Genomic DNA, 13209 nt, shown 5'->3' with positions numbered 1-13209 from the left:
CCGTTTCCTCCGGCGGGTGGAGTCGCCGAGCGATCGGCGGCACTAAGGTTGGGCTCGTGGCCGAGTACATCCAGATCCCGACCCCCGCCGGGAACTTCGACGCGCTGACCTCCGGTCCCGAAGACGGACGCCCGGTGCTGCTGCTGCACGGCTTCCCCGAGGCGGCCGTGGAGTGGAGCGAGCAGCTGGCGGTGCTCGGGGGCGCCGAGTGCTTCGCGGTCGCGCCCGACCAGCGCGGCTACTCCCCCGGCGTGCGCCCGCAGAACGTCGCCGACTACAAGATGGACGAGCTGGTCGGCGACGTGCTGGCCATCGCCGAGCACTTCGGCTGGCAGCGCTTCGACCTGGTCGGCCACGACTGGGGCGCCGCGGTGGCCTGGGCGGTCGCGGCCGCGCACCCCGACCGCGTGCGCACCCTCACGGCGGTGTCGATCCCGCACGTGGACGCCTTCACGAAGGTCATCCGCGAGGACGAGGACCAGCAGCAGCGCTCGGCCTACATGCAGGCCCTGCGCGCCTCGACGGCGGAGAAGACGCTGCTGGCCGACGACGCGCGCAAGCTGCGCGCGATCTACCGGCCCGGCGGGGTCCCGGACCACCACCTCGACGACTACGTGCGGCGGCTCACCGAGCCGGGCGCGCTCACCGCGGCGCTGAACTGGTACCGCGCGATGAAGCACAACCCGGAGATCGGGCCGGTGAAGGTGCCGACCCTGTACGTGTGGAGCACCGAGGACGTGGCGGTCGGTTCGGCCGCGGCGATGGCCACCGAGCAGCACGTCACCGGTCCCTACACCTTCGAGATGCTGCAGGACGTCACGCACTGGATCCCGGAGGAGGCTCCGGATTCGCTCAACCGGCTGCTGCTCCGCCACCTGGTGGCGCACCAGGAGTGATCGTCTTCGGGGCCGCGACCCGTCCCGCGCTTGCCCCGGCGCGTGCGGGCAGTGAGCATGAGGCTTGATCCGCTCGGAGGGAGCTTTGCGGTGAAGGGTTCCGAAAGCCTGCTGGAAACCGCGGTGACGGCCGGGATCGAGGTGTGCTTCGCCAATCCCGGCACCACCGAGATCGACCTCGTGGAGGCGTTCGACCAGGTGCGAGCACCGCGCTCGGTGCTGGCGCTGTCCGAGGGCGTGGTGACGGGTGCCGCCGACGGCTACGGCCGGATGAGCGGTGCGCCCGCGATGACGCTGATGCACCTGGGGCCCGGTCTGGCCAACGGGATCGCCAACCTGCACAACGCGCGTCGCGCGCGCACCCCGGTGATCAACGTCATCGGCGACCACGCCTCCTGGCACCAGCCCGCCGACGCCCCGCTGGCCAGCGACATCGAATCGCTGGCCCGGCCGGTCTCGGGACGGGTGGTGCGGACCACCTCGGCGCAGGCGGCTTCGGGCGAGTTCGCGACGGCCTGGGCGGCCGCGCTGCAGCAGCGACTGCCCTCGACGCTGATCACCGCCGCCGACCACATGTGGAGCCAGGGCGGCGAGCCGACGCAGCTGCCGGCGATCGAGCCGCGACCCGCGGTCGACGAGCAGCGGGTGGCCGAGGTGGCCAAGGTCGTCGCGGCCGGGCGCCGACCGGCGTTCCTGCTCGGCGACGACGCGCTCGACCCCGAGGGCGTGCGCGTGGCGGCGCGGATCGCGGCCAACGCCGGCGGCGTGCTGCTGTGCGAGCGGGGCGCCGCGCGGATCGAGCGCGGCCCCGGCGTCCCGGTGGTCGACACGCTGCCCTACTTCCCCGAGGACGTCTTCGCCGTCCTGGAGGACTTCTCCGACCTCGTCCTGATCGGGGCGCGCAAACCGGTGGCCTTCTTCGGCTACAAGGGCATGCCCAGCCATCCGCTGCCGGAGGTCCTGCGGGTGCGCGAGCTGGCCGGTCCGGACGACGACGTGCTGGGAGCGCTGCGGGCGCTGGCGGCGGCCACCGACAGCGCGGCCACCGAACCGCTGGCGAGCGATCGCCCGGAAGTCCCCGAGCCCACCGGGCGGCTGAACGCCGAGGCGCTCGCCGCCGCGATCGTGCGCACCCAACCCGAGAACTCGATCCTGGTCAACGAGGGGGTCTCCTCCGCCGCGGCCTACCCGGCCGTCGCCGCCTCGGCCCCGGTGCACACCGAGCTCTCCCAGACCGGCGGAGCGATCGGCATGGGCATGCCGGTGGCCACCGGCGCGGCGATCGCCTGCCCGGACCGGTCGGTGATCAACCTGCAGGCCGACGGGAGCGCGGCCTACACCGTGCAGGCGTTGTGGACCCAGGCCCGCGAAGGCCTCGACGTCACCACGGTCATCTGCGCCAACTCGCGCTACCGGATCCTGGAGGGCGAGCTGCAGCGCGCCGGGGTCGACGCGCCCGGCCTGGCGGCCAGCGGGATGACCAGCCTCGGCAACCCGATCGTGGACTGGGTGGCCGTCTCGCAGGGCTTCGGCGTCCCGGCCCACCGCGCCACCACCGCCGAGGAGCTCGTCGAGGCGCTGCGCCGCGCCCACGCCGAGCCCGGCCCGACGCTCGTCGAAGCGGTGCTCTAGCGACCTCGGCGAACGAGGGGTCCCCCGCGAGCCGAGCTCGCGGGGGACCCCTCGTCGCGAACGCGACGGTCGGTGCGACCGCCCTCAGATGGTCCAGGTGTCGTTGCCGGTGAGCAGCTTCTGCAGGTCCGCGGGCTTGGCCTCGGCCGCTTCGGCGACCTGGGCGCGCGCCTGGTCGTCGTAGGTCGGCCGGGCCGTGCTGCGGAAGATCCCGGTCACCGCCGGGTTGAGCTCCTGCCCGCCCAGCCGGGACAGCGCGAACGCGTAGGACGGGTCCTCCCGAGTGGCGTCGTGCACCACCACGTCGGACTCGTCGACCTCGGAGAGCTTGGCCACCCGCATGCCGTCCGGGCCCTGCACCACGCCGTAGCGCTCGTCCTCCGGGCCGAAGGTGATCGGCTCGCCCTGCCGGAGGTCGACGATCCGGCGCTCCTTCTCCTCGGCGTCCTTGAGCACGTCGAAGGCGCCGTCGTTGAAGATCGGGCAGTTCTGGTAGATCTCCACCAGCGCGCTGCCCCGGTGCTCGGCGGCCGCGCGCAGCGTCTCGGTGACCCCCGCGCGGTCGGAATCGATGACCCGCGCGACGAAGGAGGCCTCCGCGCCCAGCGCCAGCGACACCGGGTTGAACGGGTGGTCCAGGGACCCCACCGGGGTGGACTTGGTGACCTTGCCCAGCTCGCTGGTCGGCGAGTACTGCCCCTTGGTCAGCCCGTAGATCCGGTTGTTGAACAGCAGGATCTTCAGGTTCACGTTGCGCCGCAGCGCGTGGATGAGGTGGTTGCCGCCGATGGACAGCGCGTCGCCGTCACCGGTGACCACCCACACCGACAGGTCCGGGCGCGAGGTGGCCAGGCCGGTGGCGATGGCCGGGGCGCGGCCGTGGATGGAGTGCATCCCGTAGGTGTTCATGTAGTACGGGAACCGCGACGAGCAGCCGATGCCCGAGACGAACACCATGTTCTCGCGCTTGAGGCCCAGCGACGGCAGGAAGCTCTGCACGGCGTTGAGCACGACGTAGTCGCCGCAGCCCGGGCACCAGCGGACCTCCTGGTCGGACTTGAAGTCCTTGGCCTTCTGCGGCTCTTCGGCTGCCGGCACCCCGGCGAGCCCGCCGAGGCCCGGCATTCCCAGCTCGGTGGCGGTCACGCGGACACCCCCTGCATGAGGTCGATCAGCACGTTCTGGAGTTCTTCGGCCTGGAAGGGCAGCCCGGCGACCTTGGTGTAGGACCGCACGTCGACCAGGTAGCGGGCGCGCAGCAGCGTGGCCAGCTGCCCCATGTTCATCTCGGGCACGATGACCTGGTCGTACCGGCGCAGGACCTCGCCGAGGTTGCCGGGCATCGGGTTGAGGTGGCGCAGGTGGGCCTGGGCGATCCGCTTGCCCTGCGCGCGCACCCGGCGGCAGGCCGCGCCGATCGGCCCGAACGACGAGCCCCAGCCCAGCACCAGCACCTTCGCCTCGCCGGAGGGGTCGTCCACGGTGATGTCCGGGACGTCGACGCCGTCGATCTTGCGCTGCCGCAGCCGGACCATGTGGTCGTGGTTGTCCGGGTCGTAGGAGATGTTGCCCTTGCCGTCGGCCTTCTCCAGACCGCCCACCCGGTGCTCCAGGCCGGGGGTTCCGGGGATGGCCCACTCGCGGGCCAGCGTCTCGGGATCGCGCACGTAGGGCCAGAACTCGCCGGAGCCGTCCGGGGCGTTGGGCTCGGTGGCGAACTCGACGGTCAGGTCCGGCAGCGTCTCGACGTCCGGGATCAACCAGGGCTCGGAGCCGTTCGCCACCGCGCCGTCCGAGAGCAGCAGCACCGGCGTGCGGTAGGTCAGCGAGATGCGCGCGGCGTCCAGCGCGGTCTCGAAGCAGTCCGCGGGCGAGCGGGGCGCGAGCACCGGTACCGGGGACTCGCCGTTGCGCCCGTGCAGCGCCTGCAGCAGGTCGGCTTGCTCGGTCTTGGTCGGCAGGCCGGTCGACGGCCCGCCGCGCTGGATGTCGCAGACCAGCAGCGGCAGCTCCAGCGCCACCGCCAGGCCGATGGTCTCGGACTTCAGCGCCAGCCCGGGGCCGGAGGTGGTGGTCACGCCGAGCGCCCCGCCGAAGGAGGCGCCCAGCGCTGCGCCGACGCCGGCGATCTCATCCTCGGCCTGGAAGGTGGTGACCCCGAAGTTCTTGTGCTTGGCCAGCTCGTGCAGCACGTCCGAGGCCGGGGTGATCGGGTAGGTGCCCAGGAAGACCGGCAGGCCGCTGCGCTGCCCGGCCGCCACGATGCCGTAGGCCAGGGCGGTGTTGCCGGTGATCTGCCGGTAGGTGCCCTCGGGCAGCTTGGCGGGCGCGACCTCGTAGGTCACCGCGAAGGACTCGGTGGTCTCGCCGTAGTTCCAGCCCGCGCGGAAGGCCAGGATGTTGGCCTGGGCGATGTCGGGCTTGCCCGCGAACTTCTCGCGCAGGAACTGCTCGGTGCCCTCGGTCGGCCGGTGGTACATCCAGGACAGCAGGCCGAGCGCGAACATGTTCTTGCAGCGCGCGGCGTCCTTCTTGCCCAGGCCGGTCTCCTCCAGCGCACCCTGGGTCAGGGTGCCCATGGCGACCTCGTGCACCGCGTAGCGCTCGGCGAGCTCCGGGTCCTCCAGCGGGTTGGACTCGTAGCCGACCTTGGAGAGGTTGCGCTTGGAGAACTCGTCGGTGTTGACGATCAAGGTCCCACCGTGCGGGAGATCGCCGAGGTTGGCCTTCATCGCCGCCGGGTTCATCGCGACCAGCACGTCCGGGCGGTCGCCCGGGGTGAGGATGTCGTAGTCGGCGAAGTGCAGCTGGAAGCTGGAGACGCCGGGCAACGTGCCCGCGGGAGCGCGGATCTCGGCGGGGAAGTTCGGCAGCGTCGCCAGATCGTTGCCGAAAGCGGCCGCCTCCGACGTGAACCGATCACCGGTCAGCTGCATACCGTCACCGGAGTCGCCGGCGAAGCGAATCACGACCCGGTTGAGCTTGCGGGTCCCGTTCGCCCGGTGGCCGTTCGTGGTGCCCAATTTGGTCCGTTCCCCTTCACGCGCAGGCAACGTTTGGTCCTGTGGCGCACGATACAGGGCTGCCCTGCGCATCGATCACGAGCACGGACCGGATGATCACCGTGCGAGATCCCGCGCGGCATCCGGTCCTGGGCCGGACATCACCTGCGCACGGCGCTGCCGCCACCGATGGTCCTCCTCGCGGCGGGGCGGGCGCCATGACCGCGGAATCGAGACACCTGTGATCTGCCACACGGTCCTCGCTTCTCACGATGTGGGCGCAGCTTCGCTGAACTGGCCGATATCCACCGGGTGGTCCGGTCGGATTACATCTGTGGCGAGCCGTTGACCGCAGGAGGACCACGCCATGCCGTTGCATCCGGATGCCGAACCGTTCGTCGCGCAGATCCGGGAGTTCTTCCCGGACGTGGGCGGTCGGGTCACCGATGCCGCCACCGCGCGCCGGATCCAGGCCCAAGGAGCGGTCGAGCGCCCCCGGCAGGAGGTCGCCGCGGTCGAGGACCACGAGATCCCCGGGTCGGCGGGCGTGCGGGTGCCGATCCGGGTCTACCGGCCCGCCGGGCGCACCGCGGCGTCGCTGCCGGTGGTCGTCTACTTCCACGGCGGCGGCTGGGTGCTGGGCGACCTGGACACCCACGACGGCGTCGCCCGCGCGATGGCCAACGGCGTCGGCGCGATCGTGGTGTCGGTGGGCTACCGGCTCGCACCCGAGCACCGCTACCCGGCGGCCGTCGAGGACGCCTACTCCGCCACGGTCTGGGCCGCCGAGCACGCCGCCTCGCTGGGCGGCGACCCGGCGAGGCTGGCTGTCGCCGGGGACAGCGCCGGCGGCAACCTGGCAGCGGTCACCGCGCTGCTCTGCGTCGAGCGGGGCACCCCGCAGCTGAGGTTCCAGCTGCTGGTCTACCCGGTCACCGATCACGACTTCGACACCCGCTCGTACCTGGAGAGCACCGAGGAGTGCCTGCTCACCCGGCAGCACATGATGTGGTTCTGGGACCAGTACGCGCCCGACCGCGAGCTGCGCGACCACCCGCACGCCTCGCCGCTGCGCGCCGACGACCTCACCGGGCTGCCGCCCGCGCACGTCCTCACCGTCGGCATGGACCCGCTGCTCGACGAGGGCCGGAAGTACGCCGAGCGGCTGCGCGAGGCCGGCGTGCCCACCTCCACCCAGCACTGCGAGGGCCTGTTCCACGGCTTCGTGGGCGGCGCCGAGCTGCTGCCGGTCGCCGGGGAGGCGATGAGCGAGGCGCACGCGGTGCTGCGCGCCGCGCTCGAGTGACGCTCCCGAGGTGCGCACCCGCGTGACCGGTGGTGCGCTGGGGCCGCGATATCCGTTCGGTGGATGGAGTGGTCCGAGTGCCTGACGAGGTCGACGTGGTGGTCATCGGGTTGGGGCCGGGTGGTGAGGACCTGGGCGCTCGACTGGCGACGGCCGGGCTGTCCGTGGTCGGCATCGAGTCCCGGCTGGTCGGCGGGGAGTGCCCGTACTTCGCCTGCATTCCGACCAAGATGATGGTGCGGGCCGCCGACGCGCTCGGCGAAGCGCGCCGGGTCCCTCGGCTGGCCGGGTCGGCGACCGTCGAGCCGGACTGGGCCCCGGTGGCCGCGCGCATCCGGGACGAGGCCACCACCGGGTGGGACGACACCATCGCCGCGGAGCGCTTCGAGCGCACCGGCGGCAGGCTCGTGCGCGGCACCGGCCGGATCACCGCCCCCGGTGAGGTCTCGGTCAACGGACGCACCGTGCGCGCCGCCCGCGCGATCGTGCTCAACCCCGGCACCGAGCCCGACGTGCCGCCGATCGAGGGCCTGGCGGGAACGCCGTTCTGGACCAACCGCGACGCGGTGAGCGCGCAGCGCGCCCCGCGTTCGCTGATCGTGCTCGGCGGTGGCCCCGTCGGCTTGGAGTTCGCGCAGGTCTTCGCCCGCTTCGGCACCCGGGTGACGGTGCTGGAGGCCCAGCCGCACCTGCTGCCCGCCGCCGAGCCCGAGGCCGCCGAGGTCATCGCCGAGCGGCTCGCGGCCGAGGGCGCGTCGGTGCTGACCGGCACGCCCGCAGAGCGCGTCGACCACGACGGGGTGTTCCGGGTGACCGCCGGCGGCGAGGAGATCGAGGCGGAACGGCTCCTGGTGGCCACCGGACGGCGCACCGACCTGGCTGCGCTGGGAGTGGGCGCGGTGGGGCTCGACGAGCGGGCGCGCACCATCGAGGTGGACGAGCGGATGCGAGCGGCGCGCGGCGTGTGGGCCATCGGCGATGTCACCGGCACGGGCGCGTTCACCCACACGTCGGTCTACCAGTCGCGCGTGGCCGCCGCCGACATCCTCGGCGAACCCGGCCCGACGGCCGACTACCGCGCGATGCCGTCGGTGACCTTCACCGACCCGGAGGTCGCCGCGGTGGGCCGCACCGCCGCGCAGGCCGCGGACGCCGGGCTGCGCGTGCGCACCGCGTCGACGCGGATCGCGGACTCCGCGCGGGGCTTCATCCACAAGGTCGGCAACGAGGGCCTGATCAAGGTGGTCGCCGACGCCGATCACGACGTCCTGGTGGGGGCCACGGTGGTGGGCCCCGGCGCGGGCGAGATCCTCGGAGCGCTGGCGGTGGCGGTGCACGCCGAGGTGCCGGTCGACCTGCTGCGCCAGCAGATCTACGCCTACCCCACCTTCCACCGGGCCGTCGAGAGCGCCCTGGCGGATCTGTGAGGCGACTTGGGCCCGCTCAGCGCCGCGACCGGCGCCGGTGCCACTTGTTCTCGTACATGTTCTGGTCCGCTTGGTGCAGCAGCGATTCCTGGGTCTCCCCCGGGTCGCCGCTGACCGCGTACCCCACGCTGGCCCGCAGCGGAACGGTCAGGTCGTCGAGCACGACCTCGGTGTTGAGGTGGCTCTCCACCCGCTCGCGCAGCGCCTGCGCGGCCTCCGCGTCGGCCACCACGCTGACCACCACGAACTCGTCGCCGCCCAGGCGCGCGACGGTGTCGCCGGCGCGCACGGCCTTCTTCAGCTCGCCCGCCGCGGCGATGAGCAGGCGGTCGCCGATGGCGTGGCCGTAGCGGTCGTTGGCGGGTTTGAGCTGGTCCAGGTCGGCGAGGACCACGGCGAGCACGCCGTCACCGCGGGCGATCTGGAACAGCCCCTGTTCGAGCCGGTCGGACAGCAGCGCCCGGTTGGCCAGCCCGGTGAGCGGGTCGTGCAGCGCCAGGTGGGCCAGGTGGGCGTCGACCAGCCGCCGCTCGCCGATGTCCTCGTACTGGCTGACCACGAACGCCGGGGTGCCGTCGGCCCCGGGCACCGCGGTGGCGCGGATGAGCACCCAGATCGGGTGGCCCTTCTTGTGCCGGTAGCGCTTCTCGATGTTGAGGCTGTCCACGAGCCCGGAAGCCAGGTCGTCCAGCGCGTTGGAGCCCTGCGCCTCGTCGTCCTCGTAGGTGACGTCGGCGAAGGACATCGCCAGCATCTCCGCGCGGGAGTAGCCGAGCATCTCGCAGAGCGTGTCGTTGACCTCGGTCCAACCGCCCTTGAGGTCCAGCAGCGCCATGCCGATCGGGGCGTTGGCGAAGCTGCGCCGCCACAGCAGTTCGGCTTCCCGCCGCTGGGTGATGTCCTGGATCTGGGAGAGGTAGAACATCGGTTCGCCGTGGCTGTCCCGGATCGCCGAGACCGCGACCAGCGCCCAGATCACGCTGCCGTCGGAGCGAACGTAGCGCTTCTCCCTGGCCACGGCCGTAGCGCTCGGCCCGTCGTCGTCCACATCGTCCGGGTGGGTGAAGTCGCGGTAGTCCTCGCCCTTCAGATCCTCCACGCGGTAGCCGAGCATGCGGCACAGCGCCTCGTTGACGTACAGGTAGCGGCCCTGCAAGTCGACGATCGCCATGGCCGCGGTCGCCTGGTCGAAGATCCGCTCCCAGGGGACGTCGGCCGCGCTGTTCGGCTCGGAGGTGGACATGAGAACCGAACCATAACGGGATCCCGCCTCCTCCGCACCGACCTGGTGCCCGTTACCCCCGGCGCTCGCGGTGATCTGCGCCCCGTCGTACCGAAAGTCCTGGTTTCCCCCGAGGGCTGGCGCGCAGGCGCCTCAGCGCGCGTCGACGCGCGCGGCGACCCCGTCGAGGATCCGCCGAAGCCCGTACTCGAACGGGCTGTCCGATTTGCGCGGTTTCCGCTCGGCCAGCTCGCCCATCACCTCGGTGACGTTCGGATAGGCCTCCCCGCGACCGAGTTCGGCGATCAGCTCGGTGTCGATCATGGTGTGCTCGGTGGCCCGCGCCGTGGCCACGAACGGCGCGATGCCGCGCACGAACCCGTTGACCAGCACCACGGTGTTGAGCTTCTCCGCGGGGCTGAGCCCGGTCCCGGAAAGCGCGGCGAGCGCCACCTCGACGTAGGCGACCTCGTTGGGCCCCATCGTGCGCGGCCGGGCCACCAGCGACAGCACCCACGGATGGCGCCCGAACACCTCGGCGCAGCTCCGCGCCCAGGTCTCCATCGCGCTGCGCCAGCCCGCCCGAGCGCTGATCCGCGGCGGGGCACCGACGGCCGCGTCGAGCATCAGCGCGATCAGATCGTCCTTGCTCGGCACGTAGCGGTACAGCGACATGGTGCCGACGCCGAGCTCGGTGGCCAGCCGCTGCATGGACAGCGCCGGGAGCCCTTCCCCGTCGGCCAGAGCGATCCCCTCCGCCACGATGCGGTCGACGCTCAGGCTCGGCTTCGGTCCGCGAGCCGGGCGCTCCCTGCCGCCCCAGAGCAGTTGCGCGGACCGGTTTTCCCGATCGGTCATCGCGATCCATCCTCGCGCTCTGCGTCGTCGTCGCGCCCGGGGAGGATTTCGGGACGAGGCGCTCCGCGGCGCGCCGGAGCACCCGGGCCAGATGCGGCGGCATCACCCCCAGCCGACGCCGCCGCACCACCCCGACCCGATCGCACCCAGCCCCCACTGCGTGCGCCGTACGCGCATTAGCGTACGCCTCGCTCACCACCCGCCCCGAACCGCACCCCCGGACCGTCCCGCCCCGCTTTCCCCGCGATGCCGCGGAGTTCGGCGACGCCGGCTCGCCGTGATGCTGCGCACGACGCGTCGCGGATCGCCGGCCCGCGTCGTTGACCTCCCGGGGGCGCCCGCCTAACGTGCGCCGAACCCGCCGTGCGCGCGAGCGCCCACCGCAGCGGTGCCCGCGCTCGCCCGAAAGACCTTGGAGGACAACTCGTGTCGGAACCCGACCGGATCAGCTGCACCGTGACCGACGGGGTGGCCGACGTGCGGTTGAACCGCCCGGACAAGCTCAACGCGCTGGACCCGGAGATGTTCCGGGCGCTGGTGGACACCGGGCTGCGCCTGTCCGAGGACTCGCGCGTGCGCGCCGTGGTGCTCTCCGGCGAGGGCCGCGCGTTCTGCGCGGGACTGGACTTCGAAGCGCTGGCGAGGTTCTCGGAGGGCTCCAACACCGAGGACCTGGTCGCCGAGCGGGCGATCGGCCCGGCCAAGGCGCGCGGCCAGCAGGCCGCGTGGGTGTGGGCGCAGCTGCCCGTCCCGGTGATCGCCGCGCTGCACGGCGTGTCCTACGGCGGCGGGCTGCAGATCGCGCTCGGCGCGGACATCCGGCTGATCGCCCCCGACGCGCGGATGTCGGTGATGGAGATCAAGTGGGGCATCGTCCCGGACATGACCGGCACCCAGCTGCTGCCCGAGCTCGTCGGCCGCGACCTCGCCAAGGAGCTCACCTTCACCGGCCGGGTGGTCGAGGGCGAGGAGGCCGCGAAGACGGGCCTGGCGACCCGGGTCGAGCAGAACCCGCGCGCGGCCGCGATGGCGCTGGCCGAGGAGATCGCGGGCAAGAACCCCGAAGCGGTGCGCGAGGCCAAGCGGCTGCTCGACCTCGCGGGCCGCGTCGACCTGGACGCCGGTTTCGCCGCCGAGCAGGACTCGATCCGCGCCCTCTTCGGCACCCCGAACCAGGTCGAAGCGGTCACCGCCAACCTGGAGAAGCGCGACCCGGAGTTCACCGACCCGGCCTAGGAAGCGCTCGAACGAGGCGGCGGCCGAGTTCCGCTCAGCCGTCGAGACCGTCCGCGGCGGCTGCGAGCACGGCGTCGGCCGCCGCGGCGAGCACGGGCGAGTCGAGCTTCCACTGCTGCCAGTGCAGCGGCACGTCCACCGAGCACCCCGGCCGCACCTCGACCAGCGAACCGTCGGCCAGCAGCGGCTCGGCCTGCACGCGCGGCACCAGACCCCAGCCGAGACCACCCACCACCGCGGCGACGAAGCCCTCCGAGGAGGGAATCCGGTGCCGCATCGCCGCCGCTCCCCTCCCCCGGGTCACGCGGCGCGCGAAGGCGTCCTGCAGCCGGTCCTCGTCGTCGTAGTAGAGCACCGGGCCCTCGGCGATCAACCGCTGGACGTCCGGGAACCGCTCGACCAGCGACGGCGCGGCGCAGGCCAGGTAGCGCATGCTGCCCAGGCGGCGGACGGCGCAACCCTGCACCGGCTCGGCCGTGGAGGTCACCGCGGCCATCACCCGCCCCTCGCGCAGCAGCGCGGTGGTGGCGCTCTCGTCGGCGCGGTGCAGCTCGAAGCAGATCTCCCGGGGCGCGCGGCTGAGCGCGGGCACGAACCAGGTGGACAGCGAGTCGGCGTTGACCGCGATGGGCACGCGGTGCGCCTCGCCGGCACCGGACATGCCCAGCTCGGCGCGCACGTCGCCTTCCATCCGGGTGAGCTGGCGCCCGAAGCGCACCACGACCTGCCCGGACTCGGTCAGCCGCACCGGCTTGGTGCGGATCAGCAGCACGCGACCGGTGCGCTGCTCCAGGGCCTTGACCCGCTGGCTGACCGCCGAGGGCGTCACGTGCAGCGCTTCCGCGGCCGCGTCGAAGGTGCCCGCCTCGGCCACCGCGAGCAACGTCCGCACCTGGTCCAGCGGCAGATCGGGATTCACACCGGCTAATGTTACCTAAGAATCTTTAGCTGTACTGCTGCTCGCGGGCTGCCTAGGTTGGACGGCATGGGAAGCGCTTTGCCCGCCGCTGCCGCGGGGTTCGGAACCTGCCTGTCGCTGATCGTGTCCATCGGCGCGCAGAACGCCTTCGTGCTCCGCCAGGGCCTGCGACGGCACGCCGTTCCGCTGGTGGTGGCGATCTGCATCGCCTCGGACGTGGCGCTGATCGCGATCGGCGTCGGCGGGTTCGCCGGCATCGTCAGCACCCGGCCGTGGCTGATGACCGCGGCCGCGATCTGCGGCGGGCTGTTCGTCATCGGCTACGGGCTGCTGGCCGCCCGCCGCGCGTTCCGCCCCGGGGCTCTCGAGGTCGGCGCGCAAGCCACCGGGTCCCGCCGCAGAGCGGCGCTGACCTGCCTGGGCGTCACCTGGCTCAACCCGCAGGCCCACCTGGAAGCGGTGTTCATCATCGGCTCGGTCGCCGCCGGCTACGGCGCCCTGCGCTGGGAGTTCGGCGCGGGAGCCCTGGCCGCCAGCTGCGTGTGGTTCATCTCGCTGGGCTTCGGCGCCCGGCTCCTGGCGGGTCTGTTCACCCGCCCGGCGGCCTGGCGGGTCCTCGACGGCGCCATCGCCACCATCATGGTCACCTTGGGCACCTCCCTGCTGCTCACCGCCTGACGACGGCGAATTGCCGGGAGTTCGCCCGGTCGA

The 13209-nt window shown here is 72.6% G+C and carries 11 protein-coding genes; 6 read left to right on the top strand and 5 right to left on the bottom strand.

Annotation, left to right across the window (positions count from 1 at the left end):
- Nucleotides 1-56: 56 nt before the first annotated feature.
- Complete coding sequence (locus ACFQRI_RS01525) at nucleotides 57-896, top strand: alpha/beta fold hydrolase (protein ID WP_380663330.1); 840 nt, start codon at nucleotides 57-59, stop codon at nucleotides 894-896.
- A 90-nt stretch (nucleotides 897-986) separates the two neighbouring features.
- Nucleotides 987-2528, top strand: a complete 1542-nt coding sequence (locus ACFQRI_RS01520) for an acetolactate synthase large subunit (protein ID WP_380663327.1) — start codon at nucleotides 987-989, stop codon at nucleotides 2526-2528.
- An 84-nt stretch (nucleotides 2529-2612) separates the two neighbouring features.
- Here ACFQRI_RS01520 and ACFQRI_RS01515 read toward each other — a convergent pair whose 3' ends face one another.
- Together ACFQRI_RS01515 and ACFQRI_RS01510 are read right to left on the bottom strand one after the other, a co-directional pair.
- Entirely contained in the window at nucleotides 2613-3674 is a 1062-nt protein-coding gene (locus ACFQRI_RS01515) for a 2-oxoacid:ferredoxin oxidoreductase subunit beta (RefSeq protein ID WP_380663324.1), read from the bottom strand.
- Complete coding sequence (locus ACFQRI_RS01510; RefSeq protein ID WP_380663321.1) at nucleotides 3671-5551, bottom strand: 2-oxoacid:acceptor oxidoreductase subunit alpha; 1881 nt, start codon at nucleotides 5549-5551, stop codon at nucleotides 3671-3673. The genes ACFQRI_RS01515 and ACFQRI_RS01510 overlap by 4 nt, the downstream gene beginning before the upstream one ends.
- A 346-nt stretch (nucleotides 5552-5897) precedes the next feature.
- Between ACFQRI_RS01510 and ACFQRI_RS01505 the strand changes: the two genes are divergently transcribed.
- Both ACFQRI_RS01505 and ACFQRI_RS01500 read left to right on the top strand, forming a co-directional pair.
- Nucleotides 5898-6836: an alpha/beta hydrolase gene (locus tag ACFQRI_RS01505; protein WP_380663318.1), complete on the top strand. Its 939-nt coding sequence runs from the start codon at nucleotides 5898-5900 to the stop codon at nucleotides 6834-6836.
- Nucleotides 6837-6913: 77 nt separating this feature from the next.
- Nucleotides 6914-8263, top strand: coding sequence for a dihydrolipoyl dehydrogenase family protein (locus tag ACFQRI_RS01500; protein ID WP_380663316.1), 1350 nt, complete (start codon nucleotides 6914-6916; stop codon nucleotides 8261-8263).
- A 16-nt stretch (nucleotides 8264-8279) separates the two neighbouring features.
- On the opposite strand, the gene ACFQRI_RS01495 is transcribed toward ACFQRI_RS01500, so the two are convergent.
- Both ACFQRI_RS01495 and ACFQRI_RS01490 read right to left on the bottom strand, forming a co-directional pair.
- A complete protein-coding gene (locus tag ACFQRI_RS01495) occupies nucleotides 8280-9506 on the bottom strand; it encodes a PAS domain S-box protein (protein ID WP_380663314.1) in 1227 nt (408 codons plus the stop codon).
- Between the two features lie 132 nt (nucleotides 9507-9638).
- Nucleotides 9639-10343: a TetR/AcrR family transcriptional regulator gene (locus ACFQRI_RS01490; protein ID WP_380663312.1), complete on the bottom strand. Its 705-nt coding sequence runs from the start codon at nucleotides 10341-10343 to the stop codon at nucleotides 9639-9641.
- A gap of 426 nt (nucleotides 10344-10769) precedes the next feature.
- On the opposite strand from ACFQRI_RS01490, the gene ACFQRI_RS01485 reads away from it, so the two are divergent.
- Nucleotides 10770-11579, top strand: coding sequence for a crotonase/enoyl-CoA hydratase family protein (locus ACFQRI_RS01485; protein WP_380663310.1), 810 nt, complete (start codon nucleotides 10770-10772; stop codon nucleotides 11577-11579).
- A 34-nt stretch (nucleotides 11580-11613) separates the two neighbouring features.
- Here the strand turns inward: ACFQRI_RS01485 and ACFQRI_RS01480 are convergent, their stop codons facing one another.
- Nucleotides 11614-12498, bottom strand: coding sequence for a LysR family transcriptional regulator ArgP (locus tag ACFQRI_RS01480; RefSeq protein ID WP_380663308.1), 885 nt, complete (start codon nucleotides 12496-12498; stop codon nucleotides 11614-11616).
- A 66-nt stretch (nucleotides 12499-12564) separates the two neighbouring features.
- Here ACFQRI_RS01480 and ACFQRI_RS01475 point away from each other — a divergent pair, with 66 nt between their 5' ends.
- Entirely contained in the window at nucleotides 12565-13176 is a 612-nt protein-coding gene (locus tag ACFQRI_RS01475; protein WP_380663306.1) for a LysE/ArgO family amino acid transporter, read from the top strand.
- The last annotated feature ends 33 nt before the right edge of the window (nucleotides 13177-13209 follow it).

Origin of the sequence: Saccharopolyspora griseoalba (assembly GCF_042665275.1) — a bacterium.
Taxonomy (GTDB): Bacteria; Actinomycetota; Actinomycetes; order Mycobacteriales; family Pseudonocardiaceae; genus Saccharopolyspora; species Saccharopolyspora griseoalba.
This window is presented reverse-complemented; position numbering and strand designations above follow the sequence as displayed.